An 18213-nucleotide genomic window follows, 5' to 3' on the forward strand; every position below is an offset into this window, starting at 1 on the left:
CGCCAAGTGTCGTAGGATCGAACGGAATCAACCGGAGGGGGTGGGCTGAGGTGATCCGTGCGTACAAGTTCCTCATGCGGCCCACCGTCCGGCAGGGTCAGGCGCTCGGCGAGATGCTGCGGGACCACTGCTCCCTCTACAATGCGGCGTTGCAGGAACGCCGCGACGCCTACCGGCACGTGTCGAAGACCACCGTCAAGTACGGGGTGCAGTCCGCGCAGCTCAAGGAGATCCGGGCGTTCGACCCGGAGCGGCAGGGCCGCTGGTCGTTCAGTTCGCAGCAGGCTACCTTGCGCCGTCTCGACAAGGCGTTCGCCGCGTTCTTCCGCCGGGTCAAGTCCGGCGACACCCCGGGCTACCCGCGTTTTCGCGGGGTGAACTGGTTCGACACGGTGGACTTCCCCAAGGACGGGGACGGCTGCCGGTGGAACTCCACCCCGCACGACCCCGTCACCCGCGTCCGCTTCCAGGGCGTGGGCCACGTCAAGGTCAACCAGCACCGCGCCGTGGTCGGCAGGATCAAAACCGTGTCGGTGAAACGCGAGGGCCGTAAGTGGTTCGTCCTGCTCAGTGCCGAGCAGGACCAGCCCGAACCGCTGCCCGCGACCGGCTCCGTGGCCGGCATCGACCTGGGCATCGCGAACTTCCTCGCCGACTCAGGCGGCGAGTTCGTGCCCAACCCGCGCCACGGCCGCCGTGCGGCTGAGAAGCTCGCGGCGGCGCAGCAGGCCCTGTCCCGGTTCCCGCGCCGCAAGGCGAAGGACCGGACCGCCAACCACCAGCGCGCGGTGGAGAAGGTTGCCCAGCTTCACGCAAAGGTGCGTCGCCAGCGGCTCGATCACGCACACAAGACCGCGCTCGGCCTGGTCCGCGCACACGACTTCATCGCGCACGAAGACCTCAAGATCCGCAACATGAGCAAGGCCCCTGCACCGACACCCGCCCCTGGCCAGCCGGGCACCTTCCTGCCCAACGGGGCCGTAGCCAAAGCCGGGCTCAACAAGTCGATCAGCGATGCCGGATGGGGGGTGTTCCTGACGATCCTGCACGCCAAGGCTGAAAGCGCCGGACGGGAAGTGATCGCCGTGGACCCCCGCAACACCTCCCGCACCTGCCCCGCATGCGGGCACACCGCGAAGGAGAACCGGCCCACACAGGAAAAGTTCCACTGCGTCTCGTGCGGCCACAACGCACACGCTGACACGGTGGGCGCTCTCAACATTCTACGGGCCGGGCTGGTCCGTCGCGACGCCAACCCGGCATAACGAGAAGCCCCCGGCTTCAGCCGGGGGAGGAGTCACGTCTCAAGGCTCTCTCCAGCCGCAGGCGATCGGGGTGCAGGAGGGTCGTGGTCCCGACCCCACGCACGAGCCCACGCGAAGGAGCCTGTCCATGACGATTGCCGCGACCTCAGGGGTGCCCTCCGAGACGACCGCGGACCTCGCCCTGCGCTTCACCCTGTCCGCACAGGCACACGACAGCGCCATCACGCCCAACGCCGAGTTCCGCCGCTGGTTCACCGCCCAGCGCCGCGCCAAGCGGTACGACGTACGGCGCATCCCCTTCTCCGAGCTCGCCGGATGGCACTTCCAGGACGACACCGGCAACCTCGTGCACAAGAGCGGACGGTTCTTCTCGATCGAGGGGCTGGACGTGCGCACGTCCTGGAACGGGCGGGAGAGCAGCTGGACGCAGCCGATCATCAACCAGCCCGAGATCGGCATCCTGGGCATCGTGGTCAAGGAGTTCGACGGCGTCCTGCACTGCCTGATGCAGGCCAAGATGGAGCCGGGCAATCTCGACACGGTGCAGCTGTCACCTACCGTCCAGGCCACCCGCAGCAACTACACGGGGGTGCACGGAGGTTCGGCGGTCCGCTACATCGAGTACTTCGTGCCGCCGCGCCGGGGCAGCCGGGTGCTGTTCGACTCGCTGCAGTCGGAGCAGGGGGCCTGGTTCCTGCGCAAGCGCAACCGGAACGTGGTCGTGGAGGCGGTCGGCGAGGTACCCGGGCACGAGGACTTCGTGTGGCTGACCCTCGGGCAGCTGTACGGACTGCTGCACGAGGACAACGTGCTGAACATGGACGCCCGCACCGTGCTGTCGCAGATTCCCTCGTTCGTCGGCGGCGGGTCCCCGCTGCACTCGCTGCAGGAGGTCCTGGGCCGGCTCACCGAGGTGAAGTCACGACGCGAACTGGTGCAGCGGTCCATACCGTTGGCGGACGTCTCCCACTGGCGGCGTACCGACGACGAGATCGCCCACGAGTCCGGAGATCACTTCACGCTGCTCGCCGCGGAGATACGAGCCACCAACCGTGAGGTGACCCACTGGTCCCAGCCGCTGCTCGCACCTGCCGAGCAGGGGCTGGCCGCGTTCCTGGTGCGCCGTGTCGCCGGCGTGCCCCATCTGCTGGCGCACGCCAGGTCTGAGGCTGGGGTGCTGAACGTGGCGGAGCTCGCGCCGACGGTGCAGTGCCAGCCGGGCCATGCGCAGTCGCTGCCGGCCGAGGCGCGGCCGCGCTATCTGGACCTGGTCCTCGGCGCGCCGCGGGAACGGATCCTGTTCGACTCGGTGCAGTCCGAGGAGGGCGGCCGCTTCCACCATGCCGACAACCGCTACGTGCTGGTGGAGGTCGGCGACGAGTTCCCGCTCGATGTGCCGGAGGAGTTCATCTGGGTGACCGAGGAACAACTCGGCGGCCTGCTGCTGCACAGCAACTACGTGAACATCGAGGCGCGCACCCTGATCGCCGCCCTGCGCGCGACCGGGGCGGTACGGGGAGAGCTCGCACGGTAGCCGCACGGTCGGGCGCGCGGGCATCCGCCGGTTCGCCCGACCACGTCGGCCACGTCATCCCGCGTCCTTCGCCTAGGACTGGGCGACGGCCGCCGGGTCGACCCCCAGCTGCCGGAAGATGTCGCCCATGTCCAGCTGATCCCAGTGCTCGGCGAGCAGCCCGTCCTCCACCCTCCAGATGTCGATGGACTGGAAGCTCACCGTGCGCCCGGTCGCCGGTATGCCGAGGAACGTGCCCTGGTGGGTCGCGGTGTACTCGAAGCGGCCGGCCACCTTGTCCCCTTCCGCGACGATGTCGTGCGCCACGGCCTTCATGTCGGGGAAGGCGGTGAACACCTGAGTCCAGAAGGCCTGGTTGGCCTCGATGCCGTCGGCCACCACCGGGTTGTGGTCGATGTGGCCGGGCGCCGTGTGCTCCGGCATGGTGCTGACGTCATGGTTGTTGATCATGTCCACGAAGTGCTGGATCAGAGCGTGGTGGTTCTTCGACATGGTGGCCTCTTTCGGCTGGGTCGGAAACCAACGGTTGGTCAGAGCATCGCCACATGCGGTCGAGCCGCCCTGGAGCAGGCTCCTCGCCACGGCCTGACGCCCCGGTACGCACCGCGCCCCGCGCTCAAGGCGAGCTCGGGGCGCGGTGCGTACCGGGCCGGTCAGCGGACGAACTCGGGGAACCTTGCGACCGTCTCGGCCGGCTCGGGCATGGCCGCCATCTCGCGGGCGACACCGCGGGCGGCCTCCCGGTGGGCACCGTCGCTCAGCAGGGTACGCATCTGGGCCTCCACCGCCTCGGCGGACACGTCCGGGGCAGGCAGCAGGATGCCCGCCCCGGTGTCACGCACCGCGGCCGCGTTGTCGGGGCCGTCGTCCCCCGGCTGCGGCAGGATCAGGGCGGGCAGGCCCGCGGCCAGCACGGCCAGCGTGGTGCCCGCGCCGCCATGGTGGATGGCGGCGGTGGCGTGCCGCAGCGCCTGGGCCTGCGGCACCCAGGGAAGCACGACGACCCGGTCCGGCAGCTCGCCCAGCGCGGCCGGATCCACAACAGGGGTCGCGACGAGGACCCGCACATCCAGCGGCAGCAGGCCGTCGATCGCGGTGCGCAGCAGCTCCGCGGAGCCGAGCACGGTGCCGAGGCTGAGATAGACCAGTGGGCCCTCGCCCTGGGTGACACGCGCGGGCAGTTCGCCCGGTTCGGCGAAGGGGACGGACCGCTGCGGGATCCGCTGGACACCCGAGGCCAGAAAGTCCTGGTTCTGCACGGCGGGAGGGCAGATGTCGATGTACGGGTTGCCCAGAGTACGGCTCTGGCCGATCTTGTCGGCCACCCCCAGGTCGCTCGCCGTGGCGTACAGCTCCTGCTGGATCAGCGGGTCCAGGGTGGCGTCGTAGGAGACCCGGCCGATGCCGTGGCTCACGGCGGGCACGCCCGCCGCCACGGCCGCGAAGGCCGCGCCGGCGTTGGTGATCTCGTACACGACCAGGTCGGGCCGGACGGAGTCGAAGACAGGGGCGAGGTCCGCGGCCACGCTGCGCGGCAGCACCGAGCCGAACGCCTTCACGCCCAGGCCCGCCAGTACCTCGGGCGGAATGTCACTGGCCTGTACGGCACCGCCGTTGGCGTCCAGGAAGGCCTGGCCGCCGGCCGCGTCGATGAACGCCTCGGGGACGGTGAGCCCCGCGGTGACCGGCCGCAGGCCCGCCTTCTCGAGGATCGGGTGGAACGGCTCACTGGTGGCGAACCAGACCTCGTGCCCGGCCTCCTGTGCTGCCTGGGCGAGCGGGACCAGGGGGAATATGTGTCCGTAGTTTCCGAGGCTTGCGAAGAGAACCCTCATGTCTGGCACGGCCTTTCTGCCGGTGGCGTGATGACGGATGACGTGATGACGGATGGTGGGTGACGTGGTGACGGAATTGCCGCGCCCCACGCGACGCCGTCGCGTGGGGCCGCGGATCGGCCTATGAGGTGTCAGCGGGTGGCCGCTGGGGCCGGTTCGACCGCGTCCCGGGCCGGTTCGGCACTGTCCGGTTCGGCACTGTCCGGTTCGGCACTGTCCGGTTCGGCACTGTCCGGTTCGGCACTGTCCGGTTCGGCACTGTCCGGTTCGGCACTGTGCTGCTCCGCCGTGCCGGCGGGCCGGGTGGCGAAGAGCATCACGACCGCACCCAGTGCCATGGCCGCCGCACCGACCCACAGGGCGGGCACGAAGCCGTCGACGAAGTTCTGGGCCGAGGCGTAACCACCGTTGTGGCTGAAGACGCTGGCCAGGGAGGCCACGCCGAGCGCCGCGCCCAGTTCCTGGGTGGCCGAAGTCGAGCCGGAGGCGATGCCCTGCTCGGAGACGGCGACGGAGCTCATCGTCAGGTTGAGGAGCGGGGCGAAGAAGCAGGCGACGCCCACGCCGCCCAGAAGAAAGCCGGGCAGTTGCTCAGCGTAGGACACGTGCGGGCTCATCACCATCGCCCAGTAGGCGAACCCGGCGGCCATCAGCGCGAGTCCGAAGACCACCACGGGCCGTCCGCCGATCCGGTCCGACAGGGTGCCCGCGACGGGCGCCACCAGGAGCGGCATCGCCGTCCACGCCAGCATCCGCACGCCCGCCTCCGCCGGCGACATGTGCTGGATGGTCTGCATGAACTGCGTGATGAGGAAGACCACGCCGTACATGCCGACGGACATCAGCAGACCGCCGGCGTTGACGGCGCTGAAGGCCCGGTTGCGGAACATGCCCATGGGCAGCATCGGCGCGCTGCTGCGCCGCTCCCACAGGACGAACACGGCGAGCACCCCAACGCCGGCCACCAGGGGGCCCACGACCTGCGGGGCGCCCCAGCCGCCGTGGCCGCCCGCCCGGATCAGGCCGTAGATGAGAGCGAGGATGCCGAGGCTGACCAGGAGCGTGCCCGGCACGTCCAGGCGGTTGTTCGGTCCGCGGCTCTCGGCCAGAGCGCGCCAGGCGGCCGGGGCGAGCAGCAGGCCCACCGGCACGTTGATCCAGAAGATCCACTGCCAGGACATGTGCTCCACCACGACGCCGCCCACCAGCGGGCCGCCCGCGATGGCCAGCCCGTTGAGCGCACCGTAGATGCCGAGGGCGGCACCCCGTTTCGCGGCGGGCACGGCGCTGGTGAGGATGGTGAGCGAGAGCGGCATGATGATGGCCGCACCGGCGCCCTGGACCGCGCGCGCGGCGATCAGTTCGCCGATGCCCGGTGCCAGGGCGGCCGCGGCCGACGCCGCCGTGAACAGCAGCAGACCGGCGGTGAACACCCGGCGGCGGCCGAACCGGTCGCCGAGGGCGGCACCGAACATCATCAGCACGGCGAACGACAGCGTGTAGGCGTTCACCGTCCATTCCAGGTCCTGCAGGCTGCCACCGAGCTTCTCCCTGATGGTGGGCAGCGCGGTGACGACCACCAGGTTGTCGAGCCCTGCCATGAAGGCGGTCAGGCCCGTGATCAGCGTGGTGGTGCCCGGCGACTTCCCCACCCCGGCCGCACCGTCGCCGACGGCGGCTTTGTCAGTACTCATTCAGGGATTTCCTTCCGACTTCACCATGGAGGGGCAACGGTTTGCGTCGCGCGGTCGGTGACGAGGCGCCGGTTTGATACGGACGGCGCAAGACATCGCGCCGAGGCTAGGAAGTCGGTCTCAAGCACCGGTCGAGCCGCGGTCCGCGTCGTCCGGGCCATGGCTGCCTCCAGTGCTTCTCCGCCCGCACCCGATCGGACGGCAGCAGCATCGGGCCAGCGGAACTCGGGCAGGCCCTGGGGCCCGCCCCGCCACAGGCGCCCTCGTGTCCCGGCCGCACCGCATCCACCCGCCCGCCCTGGGAGGCACCCGCATGACAACGGAACCGACCGACCGGCCCCTGGTGGCTGTGCTCGGCGCCACCGGCTTCGTGGGCTCGGCCGTGCTCACCGCGCTGGCCGGCCGCGAGCTGCGCCTGCGCGCAGTGGCCCGGCGCCCCGCCGCCGTGCCGGACGGCGCCCGCGCGGAGGTCGAGGTGGTCACCGCCGACCTCACCGACCGGGACGCCCTGGCCGCCACCGTCAAGGACGCGGACGCCGTGATCCACGTGCTGCTGTGCGAGGGCGGTTGGCGGGCCTCGGCCGAACCGGGCGGAGAGCGGGTCAACGTCGGGGTGCTGCGCGACCTGCTGGACGTGGCCGCGAACCCCGACCGGCCACCGCTGGTGGTCTACGCGGGAACCACCGGGCAGGTCGGCGCCCCGCCGCGGGAACCGCTCGACGGCAGCGAACCGGACCGGCCGGCCACGGTGTACGACGAGCAGAAGCTGACCGCGGAAGGGCTGCTGCTCGCGGCGAGCGAGGCCGGCCTGATCCGCGGAGTCAGCCTCAGGCTGCCCACGGTGTACGGCGAGGGCACCGTGCCGGGCACCGCGGACCGCGGGGTGGTCGCCGCGATGGCCCGCCGGGCGCTGTCCGGCCAGGAGATCACCCTGTGGCACGACGGCACCGTCCGCCGGGACCTGCTCCACATCACCGACGTCGCCGCGGCGTTCGCCGCCGCCCTGGACCATCCCGCCGAGCTGGCCGGCCGCGCCTGGCTCCTGGGCGCCGGACGCGGCGACGCGCTCGGCGACGTCTTCCGCACGGTGGCCCGGCACGCGGCGGCCCGTACCGGTGCCCCCGCCGTCCCGGTCGTCTCGGTGAAGCCGCCCGCGCACGCCCCGGAGACCGACTTCCTGAGCGTGACCGTCGACTCCAGCCCGTTCCGCTCGGTGACCGGATGGCGTCCGCTGGTCTCTCTCGACGAGGGCCTGGAACGCACGGTGGCCGCCCTGAGTCACGCCGTACCGCACGACCACCGCTGAACTCCCCGCGCCCGCAGGACCAGAACGACGACAGGAGAAGGAACGCGCATGACCACCTACGTATGGGACTACCTGCCCGAGTACCACAGCGAGCGCGAGGACATCCTCGACGCCGTCAACAAGGTCTTCTCCTCCGGCACGCTGGTGCTCGGCGACAGCGTCAAGGGATTCGAGGAGGAGTTCGCCGCGTACCACGGTGCCGCCCACTGCGTCGGTGTCGACAACGGGACCAACGCGCTCAAGCTGGCCCTCCAGGCCCTCGGGGTCGGTCCGGGCGACGAGGTGATCACGGTGTCCAACACCGCGGCGCCCACGGTCGTCGCGATCGACGGCACCGGTGCCACGCCCGTCTTCGTCGACGTCAACGAGGATGACTTCCTGATGGACGTCGGCCAGGTCGAGGCGGCGATCACGGAGCGCACCAAGGCCCTGCTGCCGGTCCATCTCTACGGCCAGTGTGTGGACCTCGAGCCGCTGAGGGCCCTGGCCGACCGGTACGGCCTGGCGCTCCTGGAGGACTGCGCGCAGGCTCACGGCGCCACCCGGGGGGGCAGGCTCGCGGGTACCACCGGCGACGCCGCCGCGTTCTCCTTCTACCCGACGAAGGTTCTCGGCGCGTACGGCGACGGCGGAGCCGTGGTCACCTCGCGCGGGGACGTGGAAGCCGAGCTGCGCAAGCTGCGCTACTACGGCATGGAGAAGGTCTACTACACGGTCCAGACGCCGGCCCACAACAGCCGCCTGGACGAGGTGCAGGCCGAGATCCTGCGCCGCAAGCTGACCCGGCTCGACGCCTACGTGGCCGGCCGCCAGGAGGTCGCCCGCCGCTACCAGGAGGCTCTGGGCGACACCGAGTTGGTTCTGCCGAAGGTCAACGAGGGCAACACGCACGTCTATTACGTCTACGTGGTCCGCCACCCCGAGCGCGACCGGATCATCGAGGCTCTCAAGGCCTACGACATCAGCCTCAACATCAGCTACCCGTGGCCGGTGCACACCATGACCGGCTTCGCCCATCTCGGGTACGCGAAGGGCTCGTTGCCGGTGACGGAGAAGCTGGCGGGCGAGATCTTCTCGCTGCCGATGTACCCGTCGCTGCCGGCCGGCCTGCAGGACAAGGTCATCACCGCCCTGAAGGAGGTGCTGTGATGAAGGTCCGCGAACTGGCCGTCGCCGGAGCACTGGAGTTCACCCCCACCGTCTTCCCCGACGAGCGCGGGCTGTTCCTCTCCCCGTTCCAGGGACCGGCCTGGGCCGAGGCCACCGGGAACACGCGCTTCCCGGTCGCCCAGACCAACCACAGCCGGTCCAAGCGCGGTGTGGTGCGCGGCGTGCACTACACGCTGACCCCGCCCGGATGCGCCAAGTACGTCTACTGCCCGAAGGGTTCGGCCCTGGACATCGTGGTGGACATCAGGGTCGGCTCGCCCACCTTCGGGAAGTGGGACGTGGTGCTGATGGACCAGAACGACTTCCGGGCCACGTATTTCCCGGTCGGTCTGGGCCACGCGTTCATCGCGCTGGAGGACGACACGGTGATGTCGTACATGGTCACCGCCAGCTATGTGCCCGAGCACGAACTGGCGATCTCGGTCACCGACCCGGCGCTCGGCCTGCCGATCCCCGAGGACATCACGCCGGTCTACTCCGAGCGGGACACCGTGGCGCCCACGCTGGCCGAGGCCGCGGAGCAGGGCCTGCTGCCGCAGTACGACGTGAGCACCCGGCTCGAACGGCAGTGGAAGGACATCTGAGATGAAGGGCATCATCCTCGCAGGCGGCAGCGGCACCCGCCTGCGCCCGCTGACCGGTGCGCTGTCCAAACAGATCCTGCCGGTCTACGACAAGCCCATGATCTACTACCCGCTCTCCGTGCTGATGCTGGCGGGCATCCGGGACATCCTGCTGATCTCGTCCAAGGACCACTCGGACAGCTTCCGCACCCTCCTCGGGGACGGCTCCCGGCTCGGCCTGAACATCTCCTACGCCGAGCAGGACCAGCCGCGCGGCATCGCCGAAGCGCTGCTCATCGGCGCCGACTTCATCGACGGCGAGCAGGTCGCGCTGGTGCTCGGCGACAACATCTTCCACGGGCCACGTTTCTCGGAGCTCCTCGACGACGCGGTGCGCCGGCTCGACGGCGCGGCGCTGTTCGGCTACCGGGTGCGCGACCCGCAGCGCTACGGGATCGGGGAGATCGACGAGGAGGGCCGGCTGCTGTCGCTGGAGGAGAAGCCGCGCCACCCACGCTCCAACCTCGCGGTGACCGGGCTGTACCTCTACGACAACGACGTGGTCGGGATCGCCAAGAACCTCTCCCCCTCGGCCCGGGGCGAGCTGGAGATCACCGACGTCAACCTGGCCTACCTGGCGCAGGGCCGGGCCCAGCTCGCCCCGCTCGGCCGCGGCTTCGCCTGGCTGGACATGGGCACCCACGACTCGCTGCTGCAGGCGGCGCAGTACGTCCAGCTGATCGAGCAGCGGCAGGGCGAGTTCATCGCCTGCGTCGAGGAACTGGCGCTCAACCGCGGCTTCATCACCCCCGAGCAGTGCCTGCGCCTCGGCGAGGAGATGCGGGGTACGGACTACGGCGCCTATGTCACCGAGGTGGCGTCCCGCCGCATCCCGCAGCCGGCCGTGCGCGCCGCCTGACCAAAGTCCCCCTGCCGACCGAGGAGTCCGCCCCATGCACCCGACCCGAGCGGCCGCGCCGGCCACGACCCGCATCCTGGTGACCGGGGGCGCCGGCTTCATCGGCTCCCACTACGTCCGTACGCTGCTCGGCCCCGAGGGCCCCGGCGACGTCTCGGTCACCGTCCTGGACAAGCTGACGTACGCGGGCAATCCCGCCAACCTCGACGAGGTACGGGCGCATCCGCGGTTCTCCTTCGTGGAGGGGGACATCTGCTCCCCCGAGCTGGTCGGGAAGCTGATGGCCGAGCACGACCAGGTGGTGCACTTCGCCGCCGAGTCGCACGTCGACCGGTCGATCGACGGCGGCGCCGAGTTCGTGCGCACGAACGTGGTCGGCACGCACACGCTCGTCGACGCGGCGCACCGGGCCGGCGTGGAGGTCTTCGTGCACATCTCCACCGACGAGGTGTACGGCTCGATCGACGAGGGCTCCTGGCCCGAGAGCCACCCGGTGCAGCCCAACTCGCCGTACTCCTCGGCGAAGGCCTCCAGCGACCTGATCGCGCTGTCGTACCACCGCACCCACGGTCTCGACGTCCGGGTGACCCGCTGTTCCAACAATTACGGCCACCACCAGTTCCCCGAGAAGGTCATCCCGCTGTTCGTGACCAACCTCCTCGACGGCAGGAAGGTCCCGCTGTACGGGGACGGCGGCAACGTCCGCGACTGGCTGCACATCGACGACCACGTGCAGGGCATCGAACTGGTCCGCACTCGGGGCCGCGCGGGCGAGACCTACAACATCGGGGGCGGCACCGAACTCTCCAACAAGGAGCTGACCGGCGCGCTGCTCGCGGCGTGCGGCGCCACCTGGGAGGGCAGCGTCGAACACGTCGAGGACCGCAAGGGACACGACCGCCGCTACTCCGTCGATTGCACGAAGATCCGCGAGGAGCTGGGCTACGCACCCCGCAGGAGCTTCGAGGAGGGCCTGGCCGAAACCGTGCGCTGGTACCGGGAGAACCGCAACTGGTGGGAACCGCTCAGGGAGCGGCTGATGGAGGTGGAGCCTCCACTTGAGTGAGAACTTCACCCGTCGCCGATGATCCGGACACTGTCCGTCAGGCGCCGCCCCCGCGAAGAATTCCGGCCATTGGAGCACCAGCCGACCACGTCAGTCAGGACCTTCTCCGATGAGCCACGCCACCATCACTTCCGTCGATCTCGTCTCCCCACGCTCGACGCGCGTCACCGGAACGGCTACCGCCCGCCCGCTCCTGGTGGTCGAGACCCTCGACCACTGCGCTGGCTCCACCGTGCAGTTCACCTACACCTACGCCATGGACGCCGCACCCGACGGCGGCACCCCCCTGTTCACGTTCTGCGCCCAGGCCGCTCCGACCGACACCCCCCTGTTCACGTTCTGCGCCCAGGCCGCGTCCGCCGACGCCTCCGGTGCATGGACCGCGGCTTGCGTGGCCGTCGAGGGGGACGCGGTCGCGGGGGCCTGGATATGACTTCCGGATCGCCACACCTTTGGACATCCGGACCGGCCGCCCTACAGGACGGCTCAACTCTCGTGGGGTTCAGGCACCACCTACGTCCCGCGAACGTCCCCGGCGAGGCGACCTACCTGGTCTCTCGCCGGGGCGTCACCGCCCTGCGCGGCGCCCTGGCCGAGGTGCTCGTCCCGCTGCTCGACGGCACCCGGTCACTGGCAGAGATCCTGCACGCCGCCGCGCCCGCACTGACCGCCGAGGAGACACAGGCCGGGCTGCACCTGCTCAGCGAGGCCGGGCTGCTCCGCTTCGAGCGCCTCGCCCCGGCCGCGACGGACACCGACCCGGTCGCCGAGGCGTACTGGGACCTTGCCGGCCTGGACGGCGCCCAGGCGGTGGCGGGGCTCGCCGGCTCCCGGCTGCGCGTCCTGCCGCTCGCCGGTGTGGACGCAGGGCCGGTGCTCGCCGCGGGCGCCGGCTCCGGCATCACGGTGACCGAGGCGGACGCGGACCTCACGCTGGTCCTGTGCGACGACTACCTCTGCCCGGAGCTGAAGCGCATCGACGTCGAGCACCGGGCGGCGGGCAAGCCGTGGCTGCTCGCCCGGCTGTGCGGCTACGAACCGTGGATCGGCCCGTTCTTCCAGCCGGACGGGGGACCCTGCTGGTCGTGTCTGGCCGCCCGGCTCGCACAGCACCGCGGGTACGAGGCACCGCTCCAGCAGGCGCTGGGGCTCGACCGCCCGCTCGGCCGGCCGGCCGCCTCGCTGCCGGCGGGACGCGCCCTGGCCGCACAGAGCGTGGTCCTTGAGGCCGCCAAGTGGCTGGCCGGGCTGCGCTACGCCGACCAGGGCTCCGTCCGTACGATCGACACCCTCCACCTGCAGACCCGGGTCCACGCCGTGTCCCGTGTCCCCCAGTGCCCCTCCTGCGGGGACCCCGGGCTGACGGCGCGGCGCGTGTCCGCACCGTTCGTCCCCGTGTCGCGGCCCAAGGCAGGACAGGGCGGCAGCGGCCACCGGGCACTGAGTCCCGAGCAGCTGCTGAAGCGCTACGGGCACCTGGTGAGCCCGGTCACCGGCATCGTTGCGGTGCTCGAACCCTCCCCCGGCGCACCGGAGTTCGCCACCACCTACGTGTCGGGGCGCAATCTCGCGATGCGGGAGAACGGCCTGGCCGGGCTGCGCTCGCTCAGCGGCGGCAAGGGCCTGACCGACACCGAGGCCCGCACGAGTGCGCTGTGCGAGGCGGTGGAGCGCTACAGCGGCACACGGCACGGCGACGAACCGGTCGTGGTGGACACCCTGCGCGCGCTCGGCGACGAGGCCGTCCACCCCAACTCCTGCCAGCTGTACGCGGACCGGCAGTTTCGCGAGCGGGACCGCTGGAACCGCTCGGGATCGCCCTTCCACCACGTGCCCGAGCCCTTCGACGAGAACCGGCCGGTGGAGTGGACCCCGGTGTGGTCCCTGACCGAGCGGCGCAGGCGGCTCCTGCCCACGTCGATGCTCTACTTCCCGTCCGGCACCCCGGCTCCGCACGGGCCCTACGCCGACTCCAACGGCAACGCGGCGGGCAGCAGTCCGGAGGACGCCCTGCTGCAGGGATTCCTGGAGCTGGTGGAGCGGGACGCCGTGGCCCTGTGGTGGTACAACCGCACCCGGCAGCCGGCGGTCGACCTGGACGCGTTCGACGAGCCGTACATCGGGCGGCTGCGCGACGGATACCGCAAGCTGGGCCGGGAGCTGTGGGCGCTGGACCTCACCTCGGATCTCGGCATCCCCGCGATGGTGGGCCTCTCCCGGCGTACCGACGGGCCCACCGAGGACATCGTCTTCGGCTTCGGCGCCCACTTCGATCCCGCCATCGCGCTGCGCAGGGCGCTCACCGAGATGGGACAGCTGCTGCCGGCCGTGGGCGCGGGCCGCCCCGGCGAGGGTTACGGCATCACCAGCCCCCTCCCGGTCCGCTGGTGGCGCGAGGCGACGCTCGCCAACCAGCCGTATCTGGCGCCCGATCCGGTCACCCGCCCGCGTACTCCGGGCCACTGGACCTACGTGGTGCGCACCGATCTGCTCGACGACGTCCGAGCCGTCACCGAACTCGTCCGCGCCAAGGGCCTGGAGCTGCTCGTCCTGGGCCAGACCCGGCCGGACATCGGAATGCCGGTGGTCAAGGTGATGGTGCCGGGGCTCAGGCACTTCTGGGCCCGGTACGCGCCGGGCAGGCTCTTCGACGTACCGGTCACGCTCGGACGTCTCTCCAGCCCTACACCGTACGAGCAGCTGAACCCGATCCCGCTCTTCGTGTGACTGAATATTTTCGGACAGTTGGACGAGGGCCGGGTAGACGAAATGTGCCAGCCGTTGACCGTACTCTGCCTAAAATGACGCCGGTTTCAACTTGAACTGGAGTTGAGAGACGGGCGGGGGGCTCGGACGAGCGATGAACGGTACGGATCCGAACGGACGTGCAGCGCATTCCGGTCAGACGTTCACAAGAACCGCCCGGGGCATTCTGTTGGCCGCGCTCGCATGTTATTTGGTCATCACCTTCCTCAACATCCTGTCCCAGCCGCTCGGTCCCTCCAACCTGGCCCTCGCCGTCGTCTGCCTGATGCTGGTGTTCCTGCTGCAGCTCGTGCACTCGGCACCCGGCGCCTCCGCGGCACGGCCGCGCACCAAGCTGCTCACCCTGGCCGCGCAGGGTGTCCTCTCGTACCTGCCGCTGATCTGGTTCGGGGTGCCCTGGGGTGCGATGGCGGGCTTCTTCGCCGGATCCCTGCTGCTGCTCCTGCCGGCCAGGGCGGGCTGGACGCTGTACGGACTGACGACGCTCAGCCTGCTCGTCCCCGGTGTTCTGCACGACCTGGGGGTCGTCGACATGGTGTACATGTGCCAGACCACCGCGCTCACCGGTCTCGTGGTGTACGGCCTGAGCCGGCTGACCGGCCTGGTCGAGCAGTTGCACCGGGCCCGCACCGACCTCGCCCGACTCGCCGTCAGCAACGAGCAGTTGAGGTTCTCCCGGGATCTGCACGACCTGCTCGGGTACAGCCTCTCCGCGATCACCCTCAAGAACGAGCTGATCCACCGCCTCATCCCGGCCAGCCCCCTCAGGGCCCGCGAGGAGGTCGACGAGGTACTCGTCATCTCCCGCCAGGCGCTGGCCGATGTGCGCCGGGTCGCCCGCGGCTACCGGGAGATGTACCTCAACTCCGAACTCCCCTCCGCCGAGTCGGTGCTGGCCGCCGCCGGGGTCTCGGTCACAGTCGAGACCCATGACGCCATCGGGCGGCTGGGACCGGCGACGTCCACCGTGCTGGCCACGGTGCTGCGGGAGGGCGTCACAAACCTGCTGCGGCACTCCAAGGCCTCGTACTGCCGGATCTCCGCGCGGGTCGAGGACGGCCTCGTCCGCCTCACGATCGTCAACGACGGTCTGGTGACCGGTCACCAGGTCTCCTCGCCGCACAGCGGCAGCGGCCTGGGCAACCTCCAGCGGCGGCTGGAGGACATCGGAGGACGGCTGATCGTCCGGCGCCTGCTCGACGGTTCCGGCACGGACATCTTCCGGATCACCGCCGAGGCACCGCTCCAGGCGGCGAGGCCCGGCGAGCCGTGTCCGGGTCAGAGCACAGCCGACAAGGATGCATATGGCCGGGCCGGCAATATCGCGTGAGCAACCTTGGCTCGATCTTGGCGGATTGACGGAAAAGCGACGGCGGATGCGCTTGGGTGGCATCAGCGAATGCAGTCCGCGGGGGAACGGGGAAAAGCGACGATGATACGGATTCTGCTGGCCGAGGACATGCACATGGTCCGCGGCGCGCTGGTGGCTCTGCTCGATCTGGAGGACGACTTGAAGGTGGTCTCCGAGCTCGAACGCGGCGACGAGATCCTGGGCGCGGCGCGCGAACACCGGCCGGACGTGGCCATCATCGACATCGACCTGCCCGGCCTCGACGGCCTCAGTGCGGCCGAACTCCTGCACGAGCGTCTCCCCGAGTGCCGGGCCCTGATCCTCACCAGCCTGGGCCGCCCCGGCACCCTGCGCCGGGCGATGTCCGCGCACGTCGCGGGATTCCTCCTCAAGGACGCCCCGCCCGGCGAACTCGCCCAGGCCGTGCGCCGCGTCGCCGCCGGCCAGCGGGTGGTCGACCCTCAACTGGCCCTGGCCGCCTGGGGCGGCACGGAGAGCCCGCTGACCACCCGCGAGACCGAGGTGCTGCAACTGGCCGCGCAGGGCACGGAACCGCAAGAGATCGCCGCACACCTCCGGCTCTCCGTGGGCACGGTACGCAACTACCTCACCACCACCGTGACCAAGCTCAACGCGCGTAACCGGGTCGACGCGATCCGCATCGCCCGCGACTCGGGCTGGCTGCTGTGAGCGGCCCCGCCGCCTCCTGGCCGCACGCCCCGCGGCGCTACCGTCAGGCCGCGGCCACGGTCAGCCCGGCCCCCGCCAGATAGCCGAGGATCTCCAGGGTCAGCTCGGCGGGCAGCGGAAGCACGTCGACCATCGCCTGAGGCGTCATGGGCCAGGCCAGCAGCGACACCACCCACATCGCCTCCGGGCGGTGGATCTCCACCCGGTGACCCAGGGTGTGGCACTGCACCAGGAAGGTGTCCCCTCGCACGGTGATCGTCACGGTGGGCCGCAGCCGCACCCTGCGCCACGCCGGCAGCCGGACGGTGGCGAAGCGGGCGCTCGGGCCCACCGGCACCACGGACAGCACCGGCCCCCTGAGATCGTCCAGGGACAGCGTCCTGATGACCACGTGGGCGATTCCGCGGAGCACCGACAGGACCACCGTAAAGGTCTCGTGCTCGGGGACCGTCCGGCCCTCGGGCGGCGGCAGGTTGGCGAGCAGCACGGGACCGAGTTCCATCCGGCGCAGCGCCTCGGCCACCGCGGGACCGGGGTCCTCGACCCGCTCCGTGCCCTGCGGACCGCTGAGCAACAGCGTCCGTCCTTCATCGTCCCAGCCGACCACCGTGTCCTCGCGCAGAGACCACAGGTGGTGGATGCGCAGGGGGGCGTCTTCCGCGTGGGGAGTCACGGTCAACTACCTCCTCGAAGCGGCGGGACCGGCGGAGGTGCGGCTCCGCCCACTGGTCCGCTCGCGTCCTTGAGTATGAAACCGCGTACGGCGGTCCCGGCAGCGAACAGATCACACCGAAAGCATGAAGAAATCACGGTCTTCACCGCAGCGCCCGAGATGTGCTCCGGCTCGCGCGATCCAGTCCTTCTTGAGGCCGCTCTGGCCCAATGGTCAGCGTCCGGGCACCCGTGACGAAAAACCGTCAAGGACGGTGCCGAACAACCCGCCAGGAGGGGGACCCATGCCAAGGCTCCAGTTCACCGAGGACGACCTCAAACGCATCCTGTACGCCGCGGCAGGCACCGAGGAGGAGGACGTCGCCGGCGGCGACTTCTCCGACACCGAGTTCCAGTTGCTCGGCTACGAGTCGCTCGCGCTGCTGGAGACCTGCGGCCGCATCGAGCGCGAGTACGGCGTCGCGCTCGCCGACCACACGCTCGCCGAGGCGGTCACCCCGCGCCTGCTGGTCGAGGCCGTGAACCGGTACCTCGGCGAGCAGACCGTGGCCGCCACCCGCTGACGGACGCCCCAGGAGGCGAGCATGACCCAGCACACGACGCAGGAGAGCCGGACCGCGCTGGTCACAGGCGCGACGAGCGGCATCGGACGTGCCGTCGCGCGGCTGCTGGCGAGCCAGGGGCACCGGGTGTACATCGGTGCGCGCGACGCCGGGAACGTGGCCGCGACGGTCAAGGAGCTCCAGCAGCAGGGCCTGGACGTGGACGGCTCGACGCTCGACGTGCGGTCCGCGGACAGCGTGACAGCATTCGTGCAGGCGGCCGTCGACCGGTTCGGCACCGTCGACGTCCTGGTCAACAACGCGGGCCGGTCCGGCGGCGGCGTCACCGCCGACCTGACCGACGAGCTGTGGGAGGACGTGATCGACACCAACCTGAACAGCGTCTTCCGGATGACCCGTGCGGTGCTGAACGCCGGCGGCATGCGGGACAGGCCGCGCGGACGGATCATCAACATCGCGTCCACCGCGGGCAAGCAAGGCGTGGTGCTCGGCGCCCCGTACTCCGCCTCCAAGCACGGCGTGGTCGGTTTCACCAAGGCGCTCGGCAACGAGCTGGCGCCGACCGGCATCACCGTGAACGCGGTCTGCCCCGGCTATGTCGAGACCCCGATGGCCCAGCGGGTACGGGCCGGATACGCGGCGGCGTACGACACCACCGAGGACAAGATCCTGGAGAAGTTCCAGGCGAAGATCCCGCTCGGCCGCTACTCCACCCCCGAGGAGGTCGCGGGTCTCGTCGGCTATCTCGCCTCCGACACCGCCGCCTCCATCACCGCGCAGGCCCTCAACGTCTGCGGCGGCCTCGGCAACTTCTGACCC

The 18213-nt window shown here is 70.5% G+C and carries 17 protein-coding genes; 13 read left to right on the forward strand and 4 right to left on the reverse strand.

The genetic code is table 11. The features are described 5' to 3' along the window. The first annotated feature begins 50 nt into the window (after positions 1-50). Both ACFY2Z_RS36880 and ACFY2Z_RS36885 read left to right on the forward strand, forming a co-directional pair. A complete protein-coding gene (locus ACFY2Z_RS36880; RefSeq protein WP_390748359.1) occupies positions 51-1265 on the forward strand; it encodes an RNA-guided endonuclease InsQ/TnpB family protein in 1215 nt (404 codons plus the stop codon). A 127-nt stretch (positions 1266-1392) separates the two neighbouring features. Next, on the forward strand, positions 1393-2799 hold the full coding sequence (locus ACFY2Z_RS36885) for an NDP-hexose 2,3-dehydratase family protein (RefSeq protein WP_390748360.1): 1407 nt from the start codon (positions 1393-1395) through the stop codon (positions 2797-2799). 72 nt (positions 2800-2871) lie between these two features. Here the strand turns inward: ACFY2Z_RS36885 and ACFY2Z_RS36890 are convergent, their stop codons facing one another. The 3 genes from ACFY2Z_RS36890 to ACFY2Z_RS36900 form a co-directional block, all read right to left on the reverse strand. After that, positions 2872-3291 (reverse strand): ester cyclase, encoded by a 420-nt coding sequence (locus tag ACFY2Z_RS36890; protein ID WP_390748361.1) that lies wholly within the window; start codon positions 3289-3291, stop codon positions 2872-2874. A gap of 161 nt (positions 3292-3452) precedes the next feature. Continuing rightward, positions 3453-4634: a glycosyltransferase gene (locus ACFY2Z_RS36895; protein WP_390748362.1), complete on the reverse strand. Its 1182-nt coding sequence runs from the start codon at positions 4632-4634 to the stop codon at positions 3453-3455. 131 nt (positions 4635-4765) lie between these two features. Next, positions 4766-6235 carry a DHA2 family efflux MFS transporter permease subunit gene (locus ACFY2Z_RS36900; RefSeq protein WP_390748394.1) on the reverse strand — a complete coding sequence of 490 codons (1470 nt, stop codon included), beginning with the start codon at positions 6233-6235 and terminating at the stop codon, positions 4766-4768. 406 nt (positions 6236-6641) lie between these two features. On the opposite strand from ACFY2Z_RS36900, the gene ACFY2Z_RS36905 reads away from it, so the two are divergent. From ACFY2Z_RS36905 to ACFY2Z_RS36945, 9 genes are all read left to right on the forward strand, one after another. After that, positions 6642-7634 carry an NAD-dependent epimerase/dehydratase family protein gene (locus ACFY2Z_RS36905; protein WP_390748363.1) on the forward strand — a complete coding sequence of 331 codons (993 nt, stop codon included), beginning with the start codon at positions 6642-6644 and terminating at the stop codon, positions 7632-7634. A gap of 48 nt (positions 7635-7682) precedes the next feature. Then, on the forward strand, positions 7683-8783 hold the full coding sequence (locus ACFY2Z_RS36910) for a DegT/DnrJ/EryC1/StrS family aminotransferase (protein WP_390748364.1): 1101 nt from the start codon (positions 7683-7685) through the stop codon (positions 8781-8783). Then, complete coding sequence (locus ACFY2Z_RS36915) at positions 8783-9388, forward strand: dTDP-4-dehydrorhamnose 3,5-epimerase family protein (RefSeq protein ID WP_390748365.1); 606 nt, start codon at positions 8783-8785, stop codon at positions 9386-9388. The genes ACFY2Z_RS36910 and ACFY2Z_RS36915 overlap by 1 nt, the downstream gene beginning before the upstream one ends. A 1-nt stretch (position 9389) precedes the next feature. Then, positions 9390-10286, forward strand: a complete 897-nt coding sequence (rfbA, locus tag ACFY2Z_RS36920) for a glucose-1-phosphate thymidylyltransferase RfbA (protein WP_390748366.1) — start codon at positions 9390-9392, stop codon at positions 10284-10286. Between the two features lie 34 nt (positions 10287-10320). Continuing rightward, on the forward strand, positions 10321-11352 hold the full coding sequence (gene rfbB / locus ACFY2Z_RS36925) for a dTDP-glucose 4,6-dehydratase (protein WP_390748367.1): 1032 nt from the start codon (positions 10321-10323) through the stop codon (positions 11350-11352). Between the two features lie 109 nt (positions 11353-11461). Further along, entirely contained in the window at positions 11462-11785 is a 324-nt protein-coding gene (locus ACFY2Z_RS36930) for a hypothetical protein (protein ID WP_390748368.1), read from the forward strand. Continuing rightward, positions 11782-14079: a TOMM precursor leader peptide-binding protein gene (locus ACFY2Z_RS36935; protein ID WP_390748369.1), complete on the forward strand. Its 2298-nt coding sequence runs from the start codon at positions 11782-11784 to the stop codon at positions 14077-14079. Before ACFY2Z_RS36930 ends, ACFY2Z_RS36935 begins: the two co-directional genes overlap by 4 nt. A 208-nt stretch (positions 14080-14287) precedes the next feature. Further along, positions 14288-15448 carry a sensor histidine kinase gene (locus tag ACFY2Z_RS36940; protein ID WP_390748370.1) on the forward strand — a complete coding sequence of 387 codons (1161 nt, stop codon included), beginning with the start codon at positions 14288-14290 and terminating at the stop codon, positions 15446-15448. Positions 15449-15550: 102 nt separating this feature from the next. Further along, positions 15551-16159 carry a DNA-binding response regulator gene (locus ACFY2Z_RS36945; protein WP_390748371.1) on the forward strand — a complete coding sequence of 203 codons (609 nt, stop codon included), beginning with the start codon at positions 15551-15553 and terminating at the stop codon, positions 16157-16159. 43 nt (positions 16160-16202) lie between these two features. Here ACFY2Z_RS36945 and ACFY2Z_RS36950 read toward each other — a convergent pair whose 3' ends face one another. After that, entirely contained in the window at positions 16203-16832 is a 630-nt protein-coding gene (locus ACFY2Z_RS36950; protein WP_390748372.1) for an NADH oxidase, read from the reverse strand. A 283-nt stretch (positions 16833-17115) separates the two neighbouring features. Between ACFY2Z_RS36950 and ACFY2Z_RS36955 the strand changes: the two genes are divergently transcribed. Together ACFY2Z_RS36955 and fabG are read left to right on the forward strand one after the other, a co-directional pair. After that, complete coding sequence (locus ACFY2Z_RS36955; RefSeq protein WP_390748373.1) at positions 17116-17394, forward strand: acyl carrier protein; 279 nt, start codon at positions 17116-17118, stop codon at positions 17392-17394. Positions 17395-17415: 21 nt separating this feature from the next. Further along, the gene (gene fabG, locus ACFY2Z_RS36960) at positions 17416-18210 is read left to right on the forward strand and encodes a 3-oxoacyl-ACP reductase FabG (protein WP_390748374.1); all 795 of its coding nucleotides are present in this window, start codon (positions 17416-17418) and stop codon (positions 18208-18210) included. Positions 18211-18213: the final 3 nt, after the last annotated feature.

The organism is Streptomyces sp. NPDC001222 (genome assembly GCF_042896945.1).
In the GTDB taxonomy this organism is placed as follows: Bacteria; Actinomycetota; Actinomycetes; order Streptomycetales; family Streptomycetaceae; genus Streptomyces; species Streptomyces gibsoniae.